The sequence below is a fragment of the Pelomonas candidula genome, from assembly GCF_043555985.1.
In the GTDB taxonomy this organism is placed as follows: domain Bacteria; phylum Pseudomonadota; class Gammaproteobacteria; order Burkholderiales; family Burkholderiaceae_C; genus Pelomonas; species Pelomonas candidula.
In genome coordinates this window covers 81,105-100,631 of record NZ_JBIGIC010000015.1, presented here as the reverse complement: position 1 = coordinate 100,631, position 19,527 = coordinate 81,105, and the positions used below count along the sequence as shown (strand labels likewise).

Here is a 19,527-nt window from a genome sequence, read left to right as displayed (position 1 = left end):
GGAGCCATGTCGGCCTGACGTCCCATCACCACTGACTACGGAGAAAATCCATGAAGCTCAAGACCCTTGCCCTGGCCGCTGTGCTGGCCGTCTCTGCCCCCGCCTTCGCCACCGTCACGACCGACGGCACTCTCGGCCAAGCCGAATACGTGCTGCTCGTCACCAACGGCTCCGGCTCCTACGCGCAGGACCTCGGCATCTCGACCGATGGCGTCACGGCCATGCTGAACGGTGGCAGCACCTTCAGCCAGTCCGTGGCCGGCACCGAATGGACCAAGTTCCTGAACTTCGGCGGCACCAACAGCCAGTACGCCATCATCGCGGCCCAGCCCATCGGCGACGGCTTCAACCCCGGTGAAATCAACGCCTGGACGACCGTCAACAAGAACCAGGCCCTGGGCACGATCCAGAACAGCCAGTCCAATGACGGCACGGCCTTCCTGGCCTCGCACTTCGCCGACATCGACCACAAGGCCATCAACAGCGGCAACGGCCAGGCCAACAACCGCCTGGCCTCGGCCTTCGGCACGCTGACCTACTCGGACAACGGCATCACGTCGTTCAACAGCTTCTTCAATGCCCGCAACGCCGTCGGCACGGCCTCGCAGCTGGTCTACCTGACGCCCTCCAGCGACACGTCCGACGCCCCGTCGCTGTACAGCATCCTGTCCAACAGCGCCGGCGTGAAGCTGACCGCCAACTTCGACGGCAACACCGTGACGATCGGCCCGGCCGTCGCCGCCGTGCCCGAGCCGAGCACGTACGCCATGCTCGTTGGCGGCCTGCTGGCCGTCAGCTTCGTGGCCCGCCGCCGCAACGCCTCCTGATCGCCCTGCCGGGTCCGTGGGCCCGGCCCCGCACACAGCAGTCCTGCCCTCGTGCCGCCCCGTTCCCGGGTGCGGCCGGGCGGACGCTTTCCGACTCTCTCCTCTTTGAAGCGAAACCCCATGAAGCTCCGCTCCACCCTGATCGCCCTGGCCTGCATCGCCTCTGTCGGTGCCGCCCACGCGCTGACGCCCGCCCAGGTCGTTGCCGCCCGTGCTGACGGCTCGCTGAAGGAAGTCCGTCTGGCCGGCGCCTCCGCACTGCGTCTGCTGATCGGCGCCTACATCCAGTCCGACCTGGCCGACCCCACCACCTTCGACGTCTTCTTCGACTCGGCCGCCGGCAGCAACTACCGCGCTTACTCGTTCAAGACCAAGGTCGCCATCGGCTCCTGGCCCGTCGGCACGCCCGTCGTCATCTACAAGCGTGACGCCGGCGGCTCTGCCCAGGGTGTGACGCCGCTGCTGAACGGCGGCGACGCCACCCAGACCCACATGCTGATTGACGCGAGCTGCACCACGGGCGCCGGCCCGTCGCCCGCCACCGACATCCAGTCGGCCGGCTTCCTGTGCGGCAACACCGTGGCCGCCCTCGCTGATGCCGGCTTCGCTGACGTCGAACCCGCGCTGTTGCAAGCCAATATCAATGGTGGCACCGGCCTCGATACGTCCGGCCTGGACGCCGCCGGTTTCGTGCAGAACATCTTCGCCGTCGGCGTGAACAAGAAGCTCTACCTGGCCCTGCAGAAGGCCCAGGGCCTGGTGGCCCCGAGTGCCACGACGATCGACGAGTCGGCCGCCGCCCAGCCCAGCATCCCCAAGACCTTCATCGCCGGCGCGCTGACCGGCCAGCTGCTCGGCTCCTCCTCCAACAAGAAGGGCTGGAACCTGCTGATCCCTGCCTCCGTCGACGCCAACGTCAACAGCAAGCGCATCAACGTCTGCCGTCGCACGCCCGGCTCGGGCACGCAGGCCGCATCCAACCTGTACTTCGCCAACAACCCCTGCGGTGGCTCGACCAACGCCTTCTCCGTGACGGCCGGCACCACCACGGCATCGCTCGCCGTCACCGGCAGCCTGACGACTCTGCAGAACTCCAGCACCGGCGCCGTTCAGACCTGCCTGAAGACCGTCGACAACCTCGTGGACGCTGCCGGCGACGGCTATGCCTTCGGCGTGATGGGCCGCGAGAACAACCCGCTCCCGTCGGTCAACGGTGTGACGCAAGACCTGCAGTACCGCTTCGTCAAGCTCAGCGGCGCCACCCCGAGCCGTGCGGGCCTGATCGCTGGCGACTACGACTTCGCAGTCGAGGCCTCGATGCAATGGCCGAAGGCCGGCGCCGCCAACGCCCCGAGCGCCAACGTGCTGGCCCTGCTGACCAAGATGCGCGCCGAAATGGGCAAGGCCTCCATTCTGCAAGGCCTGGACACCGACCTGCAGCAAGGCCTGGCCGCCCTGCCCTCCACGGTGTCCGGTGCCTGGTCTGACCTCGACGCCACCACCAAGAGCTACACCTCGCACACCGGCCGCATCAGCGCCAACAGCTGCGCCTTTGTGCGCATGAGCAAGTAAGTCCCGTTTGGCGGGCTGCACGGAGGCCTCGCGCCTCCGTGCCCTCTGCTCTGAAAACAGGCATTCCTCGATGCCTGCTTTCAGCGCTTTGCCGTCAGGTCGAAGCTTGGGCGCGAGCCAAATTCCCGAATCAGGTTGCAACCCAGCATTGCACCTGCCCACTACCCGATAGAAGCCGGATTGATCATGAAGAAGCTTGGCGCCTTGGCATTCGCAGCAATTGCCAGCACAACGTCGCATGCCGCCATCAGCGTGGGCGACCCTTCTGCCGATGGTGTGAAGGCTGGAACCTACCCTGAGCTTTTTCTGGTGGTCTGGGACCAGAGCAACAACATCTCGTACACGCGGGACCTCGGGATCAGCGTTTACAGCGACAACTACGCGCTGGGTGACACGTCGACCAATCTGTTCGTCTACGGGCAACAAGACACGGGCTACCAGAAGATCTTTTCGCCGCTGAACACGGACCCGAACTTCCAGACCTTCCTGGCCACGTCCACGGATGCGACGAAGCAGATCTGGGCCGTCATGGGCCTCGCTGTCGATCCCAATGGCGGACTGGCCGCAAACGGCACGAGCCTGTACACAACGGCCCAGCACACCGCGCCTACCGGCACGCTGGATGCCAACTACACGACGCTGATGAATTGGCTGCAAGGCGATATGGCCAATCAGGTCGGCCTGCTTCAACAAAACGTCGGCGACTGGAACAGCAAGTGCACTGGCACCGACTGCACGACCAAGTTCACCGAGAACCTGTCTGGTACGTACACAAAGGTCAATAACCCCCTTCAGTACGCGGGCGCTGCCTACGCAAGCACCGGTGTGTTGGGAGCTGCGAACCTGTCCCGCCCCGCTCTGTTCAACAGCGTCAACCAGTCGTCCTGGTTCTACTCCATCACGCTGACCAGTGACACGGATACCGCCCCCGTGCTGGTCGACGAATTCGACAACACCAAGCACGACGCCTACTGGGGCCTCGGCGTGGACAGTTCGGGCAACTACATCCTGAGCTACACCCTCGAAGCCTCGATCACGCAGGCCACCACAGCCGCCGGCTCGCTGCTGCGCCTGCGCACCGACTTCGCCGCCAGCTACGGCCGCACGCGGCTGATTGCCGCACCCGTCGGCGACACGCTGAACCTGGGCGGCAGCGTCACCGCCGTGCCCGAGCCCGCCACCTGGGGCTTGATGGGCCTGGGCCTGGCCGTCGTGGCCGGCTGCGCGCGCCGCCGCCGCGCCTGACGCCGCGCGGCGCCACGCCGCCTTTCACGACCGCTTCACCCGCTCTCGGGACACTGACTTCATGGATGCCGGAACGACGCGCGCTCCCTCGTGGGCGCGCTGCCTTTGCTTGCTGCTCACCGCGCTGGCCCTGTGCGCCGGCAGCCTGCCGGCGCTGGCACAGGCCGCGCTGCGCTTTGACATCCTCGAGTTCGAGGTCGAAGGCAACACACGCCTGACCGCCGTGCAGGTCGAAGCCGCCGTCATGCCCTTCATGGGCGAGGGCCGCGACATGGCCGCCATCGAAGGCGCCCGCGCCGCGTTGGAGAAGGCCTATCAGGGCGCCGGCTACCTGACCGTCTTCGTCGATGTGCCCGAGCAGCGCATCGACGGCGGCGTCGTGCGCCTGACCGTGCTGGAAGGTCGCATCGACAAGCTCTACGTGACCGGCTCGCGCTACTACGACCAGGGCAAGATCCGCGCCGTCGCAGCCGAGCTGGCCGAGGGCAAGGTGCCCAACTTCAACATCGTGCAGCAGCAGGTCGCGGCACTCTCGCAGACGCCCGATCGACGTGTGCAGCCCGTGCTGCGCCCGGGCCGCGAGCCGGGCACCGTGGAGGCCGAACTCAAGGTCAGCGACAAGCTGCCCTTCGGCGGCAGCGCGGAGGTCAACAACGCCGCGGCCGCCGGCACCGAGCAGCTGCGCGCCGCGCTCAACCTGCACTACGACAACCTGTTCCAGCGCGAGCACTCGCTGTCGCTGACGGCGCTGACCGCGCCGATGCAGCCCAGCCAATCGCAGGTGGTGGTGCTGAACTACCTCGTGCCGCTGGCGGACTGGGCCGAGGGCGCCTCGCTGAGCTTCAGCGCCGTGCACTCCAGCAGCGACGTCGACAGCCTGGGCAGCACGCGCGTGCTGGGCAAGGGCACGACGCTGGGTGTGCGCTACGGTCTGAACCGCGTCGCCGACAACGCGGCCCATGGCCTGTCGCTGGGCTTCGATCTCAAGGACCTGAAGGAAGACGTGCAGACCAGCGCCGGCACCATCGGCACGCCGCTTCGCTACGCGCCGCTGCAGGCGGCCTACAACGGCAACTGGTGGGGCGACGGGGGCCAACAGCAGCTCAGCGCCAGCGCGACCTTCGGCCTGAAGCCGGTGTGGCAGCAGACGCGCAGCGACTGCCAGCTCGCCGACGGCAGCTACGGCGTGGCCGACCAGTTCGCCTGCAGGCGCCGCGGCGCAGACGGCGGCTTCACGACGGCCAAACTCGACTGGCGCGGCAGCCGCCGTGTGGGCCCCACCGAATGGGCGCTGCGCGTCGGCGGCCAGATCGCCAGCCAGCCGCTGGTCAGCGCCGAGCAGTTCGCCGTGGGCGGTGCCGACTCGGTGCGCGGCTATCCGGAAGCCGCCGTCTCGGCGGACTACGGCGTGCTGGCCTCGCTGGAGCTGCGCAGCCGCAACCTCGCGCCGGCGCTGCTGTCGGCGTTCGACGGCGCCAACCTGCCGCCCTTCACCGAGCTGGTGTTCTTCGGTTTCGGCGACGTCGCCCGCGTGGCCCTCATCGAGCCCGAGCCCGGCCAGCCGCACCGCAGCACGCTGATGGGCACCGGCGTGGGCGTGCGCCTGGGCATCCAGCCGGGCCTGAGCCTGGCGGTGGACTGGGCACGCCGGCATCGCGACGTCGCCGGCCGCAGCCTGCCCTCCGAGCGACTGCACGTGCGTGCCGCGCTGCGCTTCTAGAGCCCATCCATGTCCAAGCCCGCTCCGACCAAGACCGCCCTGCTGCTGACGCCCCTCGTTGCGGCACTGGCCGCCAGCCTGCCGCTGGCCACGCTGGCGCAGTCGCGCGTGACGGCTCCCCCGCCGCCGCCGGCCAGGACGGTGCCGGTACCGGCAGCCACGGGCTGGCGCGTCTACGGCAGCGGCTCGGCCGCGCCGGTCACCACGGGCAACACGCGCGGCGGTGTGGACATGACGATCGGCCAGGCCAGCCAGCGCGCGATCTACAACTGGCAGAGCTTCGACATCGCCGCCGACAGCTCGGTCACCTTCGACATGGCGCTGGCCGGCTCCAGCGCGCTGAACCGCATCGGCAGCGTCAGCCCCAGCCTCATCTTCGGGCAGCTCAAGGCCACCAACGGCGGCGAGATCCTGCTCTACAACCGCAACGGCATCCTGTTCGGCGCGACGGCCAGCGTGGACGTCGGCGCCCTGATGGCGACGACGCTGGCGCCCAGGAACGCGGACTACGTCAACGGCTTCGTCTCCAACATCACCGGGGCCAGCGCGGCGCTGCGCTACGACGGCGCCGCAGCGGACTACGTCGACGCGAAGAACTTCATCCGTGTCGAGCCCGGTGCACAGATCACGACCAGCGAAGGCGGCCGCATCCAGCTCTATGCCAAGCGCGTCGAGAACGCCGGCACGCTGACGGCTCCGGGCGGCCAGGTCATCCTCGGCGGAGGCGCCGAAGTCTTCTACAAGCTGCCGACATCGGAGCCGCTGTACGCCTCCGAGGCCAATGCGAACGTGCCGGCGCTGCGCGGCCTGCTGGTCGAAGTGGGCCGCGGCGACATGGCCACCGGTGCGGGCTCGGTGGACAACGCCGGCACCATCAGCGTGCCGCGCGGCAACGCGACGCTGGTGGGCCTGGCCGTCAACCAGGCCGGCCGCATCAGCGCGACGACCAGCGTGTCGCAGAACGGCTCCATCCTGCTGCTGGCGCAAGGCGATGCAGCCGAAACGAGCATCGAGACCGGCGCGGCGCTGGCCACGTCCGACCCCGCCTTCAAGCGCGCCGTGCGCAACGGCACGCTGACGCTGGCGGCCGGCAGCGTCACGGAGATCAGGCCCGACAACAACAGCGCCGACGGCAAGCCGCTGACCAGCGACGACAACGCAACGTTCACGCGCTCGCGGCTGCAGCTCAACGGCAACCTGATCGACGTGCAGGGCCGCATCACCGGGCCCGGCGCCCAGGCCGAGTTCCGCGCGCTGGACCGCCCCGACTACACCGACATCCTCAACGCCACGCCGTTGAACGCGAAGGCCGGCAGCGTCGTGCTCGGCAACGCAGCCAGCATCGACCTCTCCGGCACCACCGACACCACGGTCAGCGCAGCGCGCAACTTCGTGACGACCGAACTGCTGGGCAGCAATGACCTGAAGGACGCGCCGCTGCAGAAGGACGGGCTGCTCTACCGCAACAAGGTCACGCTGGACATCCGCAGCGACTCGCTGATCCTCGGCGACCTGTCCAGCTACCGCGCCGGCGTGCAGCGCAGCGCCAGCGAGCGGCTGGCCAGCGGCGGTAGCCTGCGCCTCATCGCCGGCGACTCGGTCACGACGAAGGCCGGCTCCAGCCTCAGCGTGGACGGCGGCAAGGTCACCTACACCGACGCGACCGTCGCGCCCACGCGGCTCTACAGCAGCACCGGCACGGCCTACACGCTCAACAATGCGCCCAGGGACCTGGTCTACACGGCCATCACCAACGCCGGCACCAGCAAGGCCCGCTACGACCGCTGGGGCCCGATGGTCAGCTACGGCACGCTGAGCCCGGCGCGGCTGGAAGCCGGCTACGTCAGCGGCCAGGCCGGGGGCAGCCTGACCATCGTCGCGCCCACCGTCTCGCTGGCCGGCGGCCTCAGCGGCAGCACCGTGCAGGGTCAGCGCCAGCGGCTGGGACAGGACTCGCTGGCCGCCGCCGCGCAGTTGGTCATCGGTGCGCTCAAGCACAACGGTGTCTTCGGCACCAGCGGCTACCTCGGCGCCGTGCTCGGCAGCTTCGAGCTGACGGCCAGCGGCAACGTCGTGGACGGCAGCTCCGCGCTGTCGCTGCAGACGCTGCGCGACTCGGGCTTCGGCGCCGTCAGCATCACGGCCGTCGGCGATGTCCGCCTCGGCGGCGACCTCGACCTGCCCGCCCTCGGCACGCTGCGCCTGCAGTCCGAGCAGGGCAACATCGGCGTCGCCGGCTCGGTGCACAGCGCCGGTGGCCAGGTCGTGCTGCGCAGCCTGAACGGCGACGTGAGCGTGGCCGCCACGTCGCGACTGGACGTCTCCGGCGCCTGGGTCAACGCCGCGCTGGACCCGCTGCTGACCAGCTCCGCCCCCGCCGCCGCAACCCAGGGCGGCAGCCTGGGCCTGCAGGCCGGCGGCGACCTCGACCTGGCCGCGGGCAGCGTGCTGGACGTCTCCGGCGGCGCCCTCGTCGCCGGCAGTGGCACCATCACCGGCGGCGCAGCCGGCAGCCTCACGCTCAGCGCCGGCTCGCCCGTGCTGACGACGCAGGCGCCCGGCGAGCAGCGGCTGGGCGCCCAGTTGCTGGGCTACTCGCTGACGCAGGGCGGCAGCCTCAACCTCACCGCCACCGCGCTGCGCTTGGGCAGCAGCACCGGCACACCCGACGCCGCCGGCACGCTGCGCCTGGGTGCCGACTTCCTGAACCGCGGCGGCTTCCAGAGCTTCGCCTTCGAGGGCCGCGAGTCCCTCATCGTCGAGGCCGGTACGACGCTGGCACCACGCCAGCAGCTGTGGCTGGCGGGCGCGGCCAGCCGTCTGCAGGTCAGCGACAGCACGCGCTGGCGCGACACGCTGACACTGGGCTCACCGCTGCCGGGCTACGTCAAGCCGGTCAACCTCAGCCTCACATCCAGCGGCTACACGGCCAACAGTCCGCAGGGTGCGCTGAGCATCGCCGCCGGCGCAACGATCTCGCTGGACCCCACCGCCCGCCTCAGCCTCAAGGCCCGCAACCGGCTGGCGCTGGATGGCAGCCTCATCGCACCCGGCGGCCAGGTCAGCCTGGCGCTGTCCGGCAGCGACGGCGACCCCAACATCGCGCGCTGGCTGTGGCTGGGCAGCACCGCCCGCATCGACGTGGCCGGCCTTCGCCAGCTGCAGGCCACGACGGACGGCCTGCTCACCGGCCGTGTGCTGGCCGGCGGCAGCGTCAGCCTGGACGCAGGCGTCACCACCGGCTCTGCCAGCTCGGCCTACGCGACCAGCCTCGTCGTGCAGCGCGGCGCCATCATCGACATCGACGGCGCCAGCAGCCTGCTGGACGTGCAGCAGCGCACCGACGCCGGCACCCGCATCACGCGCCAGCTCGTCGGCAGCGCGGCCGGCTCGCTGTCGGTGCGGGCCGCGGGCGAGCTGCTGCTCGAGGGCGAACTGCAGGCCCACGCCGGCACGGCCGACCAGAGCGGCGGCAAGCTGACCGTTCGGCTGGAGGCCGGCTACGCCGACGCCAACGCGCTGCCGCCGGTGCAAAGCCTGGTGCTCGCGGCCGGCGACGGCCAGCTCACCCGCACGCTCGGCGCCGAGCAACTGGGCCGTGCCGCCACCGTCGACATGACGGCACGCGTCGACGCGCCCTGGCTCACGCGCTCCGGCGTGGCCGACCTGACCCTCAGCGCCCGCGAGCGCATCGCGCTGGAGGCCGGCGTGTCGCTGAACCTCGGCCAGTTCCTGGCGCTGGACAGCCAGGCCCTGGCCGTCACGCCGCAGGCCGGGCAGACGACGGCGCAGCTGTCGGCGCCGCAGCTGAGCTGGGCCAACACGCAGACGGCCGTCACGCAAGGCAACAACCTGCAGCGGCCCGCTGCCACCGCCACGGGCGGCACCGCCGGCCTCGCGCTGCAGGCCGGCCAGCGCCTCACCGTCGACGGCCAGGTCGTCAGCCAGGGCGTCGCGCAGCTGAGCCTGCAGAGCGGCGGCGACCTCGTGCTGCAGAAGTCCAGCACCAGCATCGCCGGCGACGGCAGCCTCACCACGGCCGCCGACCTCGCGCTGAACGCCCGCCAGGTCTACCCGGCCACCGGCACCGGCTTCACCGTCGACGCCACCGGCAAGCGCATCACCGTCGCCCAGCCCGACGCCACCGCCCCCGACCTGCCGTGGACCGCCGGCGGACGCCTGACACTGCAGGCCGCCACCATCGCGCAAGGCGGCCGCCTGCGCGCACCCGAGGGCAGCCTGACGCTGAAGGCGAGCGAGTCCCTCCAGTTGCTGGACGGCAGCGAGACCTCCGTCAACGCCAGCGGCCGCAGCTTCCTCTACGGCACCTGGGACGGCGACCGCTGGGTCGCACCCGGCGGCAGCGTCATCACCGCGGCAACAGCCAAGGCCGTCGTGCTGGAGGCGCCCGCAGTGTCCATCGCCGGCGGCGCCAAGGTCGACCTCAGCGGCGGCGGGCAGTTGCTGGGCTGGCAGTTCGTCGCCGGCCCCGGCGGCTCGACCGACATCTTCAGCGCCGCCGACGGCAGCTACGCCATCGTGCCCGGCGTGCAGAGCACCGGCGCGGCGGACAGCTCGCTGTCGGGCCAGGCCGCCGTGGGCCGCACGATCAACTTCGGCAGCGGCTTCACGCTGGCCGACGGCACCCTGCTCAGCGGCAGCTACACGCTGCTGCCGGCGCGCTACGCGGCGCTGCCCGGCGCGCTGCTGGTTCGCCCCGCGAGTACCGCAACAACGGGCACGTCGCTGAGCCTCGGCCGCGCCGTCGCCAACGCCGACGGCACGCTGCTCGTCGGCGCCAGGCTCGGCCTGGCCGGCACGAGCGTGCTGGACGCGCTGACCAGCAACTGGCAGTTGCTGACCGCCAAGCAGGCCCAGCGCTACAGCGAGATCCGCCTCGCCAACGCCGACAGCTTCTTCAGCGACCTCGCCACGCGCAACGACGCCGCCACGCCGGCCCTGAACCGCGACGCCGGCGCCCTCGTCGTCGCCGCGATGCAGGCCGACATCCGCGGCGCGCTGACCTTGGGCGCCGGCACCGGCGGTCGCGGCGGCAGTGCCTACTTCAGCGCCGACGAGATCAGCATCGGCAGCGGCGCGAAGAACACGGCCGGCTCCAGCAATGGCCTGCGGCTCGACGCCAAACAGCTGACCGCGCTGGGGGTGGACCAACTCGTGCTCGGCGCCGCGCCCACCAACCTGCAGCAGCCGCAGGCGCTGACCGTGCGTGCCGGCACGGTGACCGTCGACACCGGCCAGGCACTCGCCGCGCCGACGCTGCTGCTCGCCGCCAAGGACACGCTGGATGTCGGTGCGGGCACCAGCCTCGCCGCCAGCGGCACGGCGGCCACGGCATCAAGCTGGACGATCAACGGCGACGGCGCCGCGCTGCTGCTCAGCACCAACGCTGCCAGCCAACTGCAACGCACGGGCGCCACGCAGGCCACCGGCAGCCTGGCGTTGCGCGACGGTGCCTCGCTGCAGGCCGGCAGCGGCGTCGTGCAGATCGACGCCACGGCGCACGCGGCCCTTGCCGACACCACGCAGCTCAACGCCGCCGCGTTGGCGCTGGGCGTGCCGCGCCTGCAGCTGGGCGGCAGCCAGCCGCTGGCCGGCGACAGCCTGCTGCTCGGCGCCGGCCTGCTGGGCCAGCTCGGCAATGCCGGCAAGCTGCTGCTGCGCAGCTACGCCGGCCTCGACATCGTCGGCAGCGTGGACTTCGGCCTGCCGACGCTGGACCAGCTCACGCTCGACACGCCCGCCCTGCGCGCGGCCACGGCTGACGACTCCGCCCGCATCCAGGCCCGCCACCTCGTGCTGACCAACAGCACCGGCCGCAGCGCCACGGCTGCCACCGGCGCGGGCCAGATCACGCTGGCCGGCGCCAGCACGCTGCAGGTCGACCCCGGCAGCCAGGCCTGGCAGGCCGCGCAGACCACGCTGATTGCGCCCGACGGCCTCTTCATCGCCGGCAGCAGCCAGATCACCGCCACCGGCAACGTCAACGCCTCGACCAGCGTCGTCAGCGCCACAAGCAGCGTCGTCAGCAGCACGCCGGCCAGCAGCAGCTGGACCGTGCAAGGCGACCTCGCGCTGAAGAACACCACGGCCACGTCGATCGCCACGGCCACGCGGGGCACGGCCGCCCAACTCACGCTGACCGCGCAGACGCTGCGCGTCGCGACCGACATCGACCTGCCTGCCGGCCAGCTCGCGCTGACGAGCAGCGCCGACCTCAACCTCGACGCCGGCCGCCTCAGCGTGGCCGGCCGCAGCGACAGCATCACGAGTGGCGGCCAGACCGTGCGCAGCGACCTCGCCGCCGGCAGCCTCACCGCCACCAGCAGCGCCGGCAACCTCGTGCTGGGCGGCGCGGCGCAACTGGACGTGTCCGGCGCCGGCGACGGCGATGCTGGCCGCCTCAGCCTGGCCGCGCCCACCGGCAGCCTCACGCTCGCCGGCACGCTGCGCGCGGGCGCGTCCGCCGCCGCCGTCGCGGCCGCCAGCCTCAGCCTGGACAGCCGGGCCGCGGTGGACCTCGGCACGCTGTCCACCACCATCGCCGCCGCCGGCTCGCGCGCCTTCGAGCAGCAGATCGCCGTGCGCAACCGCAGCGGCGACCAGACCCTGCCCGCCGGTGCGCGGCTGGCCGCCCGCAGCCTGGACCTCGGCAGCGACGCCGGCAACCTGACGATCTCCGGCGAACTCGTGGCGCTGGCATCCGGCAGCGGCGGCGGGCAGATGCAGCTCAACGCTGGGCAGGACATCACCGTCACCGACGGCGCCCGCCTCGTGGCTCGCAGTGCGGGCACGGGCAGCGCCGTCGACGCGCCCCGCATCGCCTTCAACAGCGCCCAGGGCTGGCTGCGCCTGCAGGGCGGCAGCCTCGACCTCGGCGGCGGCGAGCTGTCGCTGCGCGCGCTGCGCACCGACGGCCAGGACGTCAGGATCGACGCGCTGCAGAGCCGCATCCAGCAGGCCGGCAGCATCGACATCGAGGCCGTCAAGGTCTACGACGGCGTGGACTCGCTGGTGGGTGGCCTCGTGCCGGCACCGGCACCCGCACCGACACCGACGCCAACACCGAGCCCGGCCCCCAGCCCTTCGCCGAGTCCGAGCCCTTCGCCCGGTCCGTCGCCGAGCCCCAGCCCATCGCCGGCGCCGGCGCCGACGCCCACGCCGAGTCCGTCGCCCAGCCCGAGCCCTGCACCCACACCGACGACACCGTCCACCGGCAACGGCGACACCACGGGCAGCACGCAACCGCCGTCGCCGCCATTGACGCCGACGCCATCGCCGGCCCCCACGCCATCACCGACGAACCCCTCGGCCGGCAACGGCAACACGACCGGCAGCACCCAGCCCCCGTCGCCGCCGCTGACGCCGACGCCCGCTCCGACGCCGAGTCCTTCGCCTTCGCCGAGCCCGTCACCGTCACCGTCACCGTCACCTGCGCCTTCGCCGAGCCCGTCGCCCGCACCCAGCCCGAGCCCCTCGCCGAGCCCGGCCCCAAGTCCGACGCCCATACCGTCTCCGTCCCCATCCCCGTCTCCGTCGCCGACGTCTCCGTCCGGCGGCAATGGCGCCACGACCGGCAGCACGCAGCCCCCTTCGCCGCCGCTGACGCCGACTCCGGCGCCGACGCCCAGCCCCTCGCCTTCGCCGGGTCCGTCGCCCAGCCCGAGCCCGGCTCCCACGCCAACACCGACCCCGTCGCCATCTCCAGTGCCGACGCCCAGCCCGTCGCCCTCGCCTAGCCCGTCGCCCAGTCCGAGCCCGGCTCCCAGTCCGACGCCTGCGCCGTCTCCGTCGCCGACGTCTCCGTCCGGCGGCAATGGCGCCACGACCGGCAGCACCCAGCCCCCTTCGCCACCGCTGACGCCGACTCCGGCGCCCGCACCGACACCATCGCCGGCACCCACGCCAACGCCGACACCGTCGCCATCCCCGGCGCCAACGCCCGGACCGTCGCCCTCGCCGAATCCCGTTCCCAGTCCGAGCCCGGCCCCCAGCCCGACGCCATCACCAACATCTCCATCCACCGGCAATGGCGACACCACCGGCAACACGCAGCCGCCTTCGCCGCCGCTGCCCCCCACCCCGGCACCGTCGCCAACTCCGACGCCCACACCCACACCCACACCTGCGCCGACACCGACACCGGTGCCGCCCCCCAGCCCGTCGCCCTCGCCGAGTCCGTCGCCCAGCCCAAGCCCGGCCCCAAGTCCGACGCCGACGTCTCCGTCCGCCGGCAATGGCGACACGACCGGCAGCACGCAGCCGCCTTCGCCACCGCTGCCACCGCCCCCGGCGCCGGCACCGACACCAGCCACGACGCCCTCCACCGGCAATGGCGACACCACGGGCTCCGTTCAGCCGCCCAGCCCGCCGCTGGCTGCGCGGGCCACCTCGCAGGCACGCGTCAGCGCGCAGGCGATGGCCGTCACCGCCGACGCGTCCACGCCGTCCGGCGGCAACGGTGCCACCACCGGCAGCACGCAACCGCCCAGCCCGTCGCTCACCCCCGGGCCGTCGCCCACGCCCAGCCCCACACCGACTCCGACTCCCGCACCGGCTCCGACGCCAACCCCGGCCCCCACGCCTACCCCCGCTCCCACGCCGACGACCAGCCCGCTGGGCCTGGCCAAGGTCGTGGCTGACAACGACGCCTTCATGGGCGACCACCTGCAGACGGCGCAGGGCATCACGAGCCGGCTGACGGCCGGCCAGGCCGACCTGGCCTCTGCGGTTCGCGTACGAGCCGGTGTCGAGGTCCGCTCGCCGGCCGACCTCGTGCTGACGGCCGACTGGCGCCTGCCGACGCTGACGTCGGCACAGGTCGCCGCCGCACCGAACGCCGCCGAGGCCGCGCTGACGCTGCGCGCCACGGGCGACGTGAAGCTGCAGGCCTCGCTGAGCACGGGCCTGCGCGAGTCGCCGACGAACGCCGGCGAGTGGGTCGGCACGTCGGCGCGCGCCGGCAGCATCCGCATCATCGCGGGCGCCGACCTGGACGGCGCCAACGCGATGGCCACGCGCACCGGCTCGACCGGCTCGGTGCTGATCGGCACGGCGGATGCCAGCGGCAGCGCCGTACAGGTGCGCAGCACGACCGGCCGCATCGACATGGCCGCGGCGCAGGACATCGTCTGGCTGGACGGCCGCGCGACGATCGCCACGCTGGGTGTGCCGGTCACGAGCACGCCGGCACCCTCGCCTGCGCCGTCACCGGCTCCGACCGCCGAGGCCGGCACCGCCACGACGATGCGGGCGCTGGCCGTGTCGTCGCCCGGCACGCCATCGGACGGCAATGGCGCAACCACCGGCGACACCCTGCCACCGCCGCCGCCCGGCGCCGCGCCGACGCCCGGACCCTCGCCTTCCCCCGCGCCCAGCCCAACGCCGGCGCCCGGCCCTTCACCGAGTCCTTCACCGAGCCCGTCCCCCAGCCCCGCGCCGGCACCGGACACACCCGACGCGCTGCCGACAACGCCCTACGCGTCGCTGTTCGAGAACCTCGCGCCGGCGCTGGACACGTCGGGCCTGCTGCCGTTCACGCAGGGTGGCGGCGCCGTCCGGCTGACGGCCGGGCGCGACGTGGTGGGCAAGGCCGCCACCGCCACGCAGCTCTACGCGACCGACTGGATGTGGCGTGCCCAGGGCGTCATGGACGGCACGGTGGCCTGGTATGCACGCAGCGACCTGTTCAACCAGGGCGTCGCCACGTTCGGCGGCGGCTCGGTGCTGGTGCGGGCCGGCCGTGACGCGGTGCAGGTACACGCGGTGGCTGTCAGCTCGGGCTTCCTGGCCGACAGCACCAACGCCACCAGCAGCGACCTGCCCCGTGGCCTGCAGCAGTTCGGCGGCGGCAGCGTGGTCGTAGGCGCCGGGCGCGACGTCGTCAGCGGCCAGTTGATGGCCTCGCGCGGCGTGGACGTGTCGGCCGGCGGCTCCGTGCGCACGCAGGTGGATGCCACCTCGGCGGACCCGGGCCTGCAGCTGATCTACCAGAACGGCGCGTTGCGCGTGCAGGCCGGCGGCGACGCGACGGTGGCCAGTGCCCGCAACTTCGCGCTGGCGCTGCCCTCCAACGACAACAAGGCCGCCCAGGGCGAAGGCCTGGCCACGCCGATGCTGGACGCCAGCAGCGAACTGCTGGTGCAGAGCGCGGCGGGGTCGGTGAGCTACCTGGGCTCCGCGCAGCCACTGCCCCCCAGCTATGGCGGCAGGACCGACCCGGGCAAGGTCGCGCCGGTGGATGTCCGCCTGCTGGCGCCGTCCGGCAGCGTGACGGCCGGCAACCTGTGGCAATGGAGCACGGCGGCCGACCCGCTGCAGGCGCGCACGTGGATCGCCGGTCGCGACGGGGTCAACGTGAACGGCCTGCAGGTGCTCGCACTGGGCGCCGCACAGGCACCGGCCGCGGCGTCGATGCCCGAGCTGGCCGACACGACGCTGCCCGAGGCGCAGCGCCTGACACGCAACACGCTGGGCCAGGCTCAGCTGGACCAGAGCAACCGCTCGCCGGTGATGCTGCTGTCGAGCGATGGCGACGTCGAGCTCGACAACCTCGTCTCGGCGCGGCCGCTGACGGCGGTGGCCGGGCGCGACGTGCGCGTGTCCAACCTCGGCGTGCAGCAACAGCCCGCCGGCAGCGGCGCGGCCAGCGAGCTGACGCTGCTGCAGGCCGGGCGCGATTTCCGCATCACCAGCGCCACCGGCCTGGAGATCGCCGGCCCCGGCGACCTGCTCGTGCTGGCCGGCCGCGACGTGGACCTGGGCGACAGCACCGGCATCGTCGCGCGCGGCAACCTGTCCAACAGCGCGCTGCTGCCCGAGGGCGGCACGCGGCTGACCGTCGTGGCCGGCCTCGGCGCCGATGGCGAAGACTACGCACAGGCCAGCGCCGCGGGCTTCCAGGTGCTGGGCGCTTCAGGCCTGGCGGGCAAGCTGGGCCAGGCCTGGGCGCTGCTGGGCGGCAGCGGCACGGCCGCGGCGTTCGACGCCGCGTCGCCGACGCAGCAGCTGGACCTGCTGCGGCAGAAGTACGGCGCGGCGGTGGTGGACCACCTCGTGGCCGAGCAGGTGCGCGCCCAGCCGGCGCGGGCCGAGGCCGGCGACCAGCAGGCACGCGTCGCCGCGCTGCTGGGCAAGACGGCGGACGACCCGGCCGTCACCGCCGAAATCGCCAGGCAGACCAGCCTGCTGCAGCCGGCCTGGTCCGCACTCAGCGACGACGCCGCGCTCAAGCAGTCCGGCAGCCTGAGCAGCGCGCAGCAGTCGCTGCTGGTCAGCCGCGTGCTGATGAACGGCCTGGCCGCGCAGACCGCGACCGCACGCGCGTCGGCCCTGGCGCAGCTGGCCGCGACGGCGGACCTCGCCAAGCTGGCCGACTACGTGGCGCTGATGGGCGGCCAGCGTGGCGTGGACGCGGCGGACACGCTGCGCCGCTTCGAAGCCTTGCCGCTGGAGCGGCAGATCCCGTGGCTGAACCGCGTGCTCGTCGGCGAACTGCGCAGCGCGGGCCGCGCCGCCGCGGTGCTGGACGGCGACGAGCGCTGGGCCGCCTACGCACGCGGCTACCAGGCCATCAACCTGCTGTTCCCGCTGGGCGACTCGACCGCGCGACCGATGGGCCAGGTGCGCATGCCCAAGAGCCAGATCAAGACGCTGCAGAACGCCGACATCACGCTCGTCAACCCGGGCGGCGGCGTCAATGCCGGCGAGGTGACGGCAGGCAGCAAATCCGCCACGGAGCTGGGTATCGTGACCGTCAACGGTGGCGACGTGTCGGCCGTCGTCGCGCAGAACTTCGACGTCAACCAGTCGCGCGTGTTCACGATCGGCCAGGGCAGCCTGCTGATGTGGTCGTCGGCCGGCAACATCGACGCGGGCCGTGGTGCCAAGACCGTGACCGGCGCGCCCGCGCCCGTGTTGCGGCTGGACGCGAACGGCAACCTCGTCTTCGACACCTCGGGCTCGTTCAGCGGCTCGGGCATTGCCGTGCTGTCGGCCGGCAACGACCTGGACCTCTACGCGCCCACCGGCGAGATCAACGCCGGCGAGGCCGGCATCCGCTCCAAGGGCAACGCCTTCCTCGGCGCGGAGCGGCTGGTCAACGCGAACGACATCCAGGTGTCGGGCACGCGCGCCGGCGCGACGGCCGACGTGCCGCTGTCGGTGCCCATCACCGTACCGACGACACCCACCGGCGCCGCCCAGGCCGCCGCCGTGGCCGATGCCGACAAGGACAAGGACGAGCGCCGCCGCCGGCGCCGCAACCTGCTGCTCGAGTTCCTCGGCTTCGGCAGCTCCTGATTTCCCGAAAGACCACAACATGCGCAAAGCACTCACCGCACTTCTCCTGGCCACGCTGCTGCCGGCCACCGCCCACGCGTGGTGGAACGCCGACTGGAGCGAGCGCGCCAAGATCACGCTGAACACGTCGGCCCAGGGGCTGGAGACGAAGGAAGCCGCGAGCGGTGTGGCCGTGGCTGTGCGCCTGCACAGCGGCAACTTCGACTTCACGGCCGCCAAGGAGGACGGCAGCGACCTGCGCGTCGTCGCCGGTGACGACAAGACGCCGCTGAAGTTCAGCGTCGAGCGCTTTGACAGCGTCAACGAGCTGGCCGTGCTGTGGGTGCAACTGCCCAGCGTGCTGCCTGGCACCGACAAGAACGTCTTCTACGTCTACGGCGGCAATGCCAAGGCCGCCGCGGAAGGCGACGCCAGCGGGTTTGATGCCGCAACCGTCATCGCGCTGCACTTCAGCGACAAGCCGGCGGGCGGCGACCAACTGGGCGCCGTGAAGCCACAGGGCACGCTGGTCACCGAGCCCAACGGCCTGCTGGCCACAAGCGCCAAGCTGGGCGGCGAGGCCATCGTCTACGCGCTGTCCGACAAGCCCGTCGTCGACGCGGGCAACCAGCTGACCGTCAGCCTGTGGATCAAGCTCGACGACGTGCAGCGCGCGACGCTGCTGCACTGGGGCGGGCTGACGCTGGGCCTGAACGGCGGCAAGCTCGTCGCCCGCGCGGACAAGGCCGAGGTGTCCGGCGGCGACGTGCCGGTGGCGCGCTGGACGCAGGTCGCGCTGCGGCTGGGCCTGGGCAAGGCGACGCTGTTCGTCAGCGGCGCGCAGGTCGCGCAGGGCGACCTCGCCACGCCGGCGCTGGGCAGCAGCCTGGCGCTGGGCGAGGGCGCGCACGGGCTGATGGACGAGGTGCAGGTGGCCGCCGCGCTGCGCAGCGCCGACTGGATTGCCGTCGCCGCCGGCGCACAGGGGGCCGAAAGCAAGCTGGTCGCGTCCACGCGCGAGGCCAAGGACAGCGCCGAAGCCGAAGGCGGCGAGAGCCACGGCTACATGGGCATCCTCGTCAAGAACCTGACGCCGGATGCCTGGGCCGTCATCGGCATCCTGGGCGTCATGTTCGCCATCGCGGCCTGGGTCATGGTGACGAAGAGCCTGCTGGTCAACCGGGTCGCCAAGGCCAACCGCAGCTTCGTGCTGAAGTTCCGCGAGGCCGACGAGGAGCTGCTGAAGCTGGAGACGCACGCGCCGCATCCGGCCTCGCCCATCTACCGCCTCTACCAGGCCGGCGTGCGCGAGCTGGCCAAGCGCAAGGTCGGCGAGGCCGGTGCCAAGCCGCTGTCGGGCGCGTCGCTGGACGCGGTGAAGGCTTCGGTCGATGCCGACTACGTGCGCGAGAACGCGCAGCTGAACTCGGGCATGGTGCTGCTGACCATCGCCATCTCGGGCGGCCCCTTCCTGGGCCTGCTGGGTACGGTGGTGGGCGTGATGATCACCTTCGCCGCCATCGCGGCGGCGGGCGACGTGAACGTGAACGCCATCGCCCCGGGCATTGCTGCCGCGCTGCTGGCGACCGTCGCCGGCCTGGGCGTCGCGATCCCTGCCCTCTTTGGCTACAACTGGCTGGCGTCGCAGATCAAGAACGCGACATCGGACATGCAGATCTTCATCGACGAGTTCATCACCCGCGTTGCAGAGCTGTACGGCGCTCCCTGAACATGAAGCCCCTCGTCCAACGAGTACGTTGGCCGGTCCCCCAAGGGGACGGCGATGCATGCGGCATCGAGCCGCATGCACATCGCCCTGGCGGGCCGGCTCGGGAGCGGCCCAGCGCTCGGCCCGAAAACGGAGGC

The 19,527-nt window shown here is 72.0% G+C and carries 6 protein-coding genes; all 6 read left to right on the top strand.

The window, feature by feature from the left end; genetic code table 11:
- The first annotated feature begins 50 nt into the window (after positions 1 to 50).
- The 6 genes from ACG04R_RS24340 to ACG04R_RS24315 all read left to right on the top strand — a co-directional run bounded on the left by ACG04R_RS24340 (position 51) and on the right by ACG04R_RS24315 (position 19,390).
- Positions 51 to 827, top strand: a complete 777-nt coding sequence (locus ACG04R_RS24340; RefSeq protein WP_394416308.1) for a PEP-CTERM sorting domain-containing protein — start codon at positions 51 to 53, stop codon at positions 825 to 827.
- A 120-nt stretch (positions 828 to 947) separates the two neighbouring features.
- Positions 948 to 2,399, top strand: coding sequence for a hypothetical protein (locus ACG04R_RS24335; RefSeq protein ID WP_394416306.1), 1,452 nt, complete (start codon positions 948 to 950; stop codon positions 2,397 to 2,399).
- A 186-nt stretch (positions 2,400 to 2,585) separates the two neighbouring features.
- On the top strand, positions 2,586 to 3,644 hold the full coding sequence (locus tag ACG04R_RS24330) for a PEP-CTERM sorting domain-containing protein (RefSeq protein WP_394416304.1): 1,059 nt from the start codon (positions 2,586 to 2,588) through the stop codon (positions 3,642 to 3,644).
- Between the two features lie 61 nt (positions 3,645 to 3,705).
- Positions 3,706 to 5,364 carry a ShlB/FhaC/HecB family hemolysin secretion/activation protein gene (locus tag ACG04R_RS24325; RefSeq protein ID WP_394416302.1) on the top strand — a complete coding sequence of 553 codons (1,659 nt, stop codon included), beginning with the start codon at positions 3,706 to 3,708 and terminating at the stop codon, positions 5,362 to 5,364.
- 9 nt (positions 5,365 to 5,373) lie between these two features.
- On the top strand, positions 5,374 to 17,682 hold the full coding sequence (locus ACG04R_RS24320) for a filamentous haemagglutinin family protein (RefSeq protein WP_394416300.1): 12,309 nt from the start codon (positions 5,374 to 5,376) through the stop codon (positions 17,680 to 17,682).
- 19 nt (positions 17,683 to 17,701) lie between these two features.
- Positions 17,702 to 19,390, top strand: coding sequence for a DUF2341 domain-containing protein (locus ACG04R_RS24315; protein WP_394416298.1), 1,689 nt, complete (start codon positions 17,702 to 17,704; stop codon positions 19,388 to 19,390).
- Positions 19,391 to 19,527: the final 137 nt, after the last annotated feature.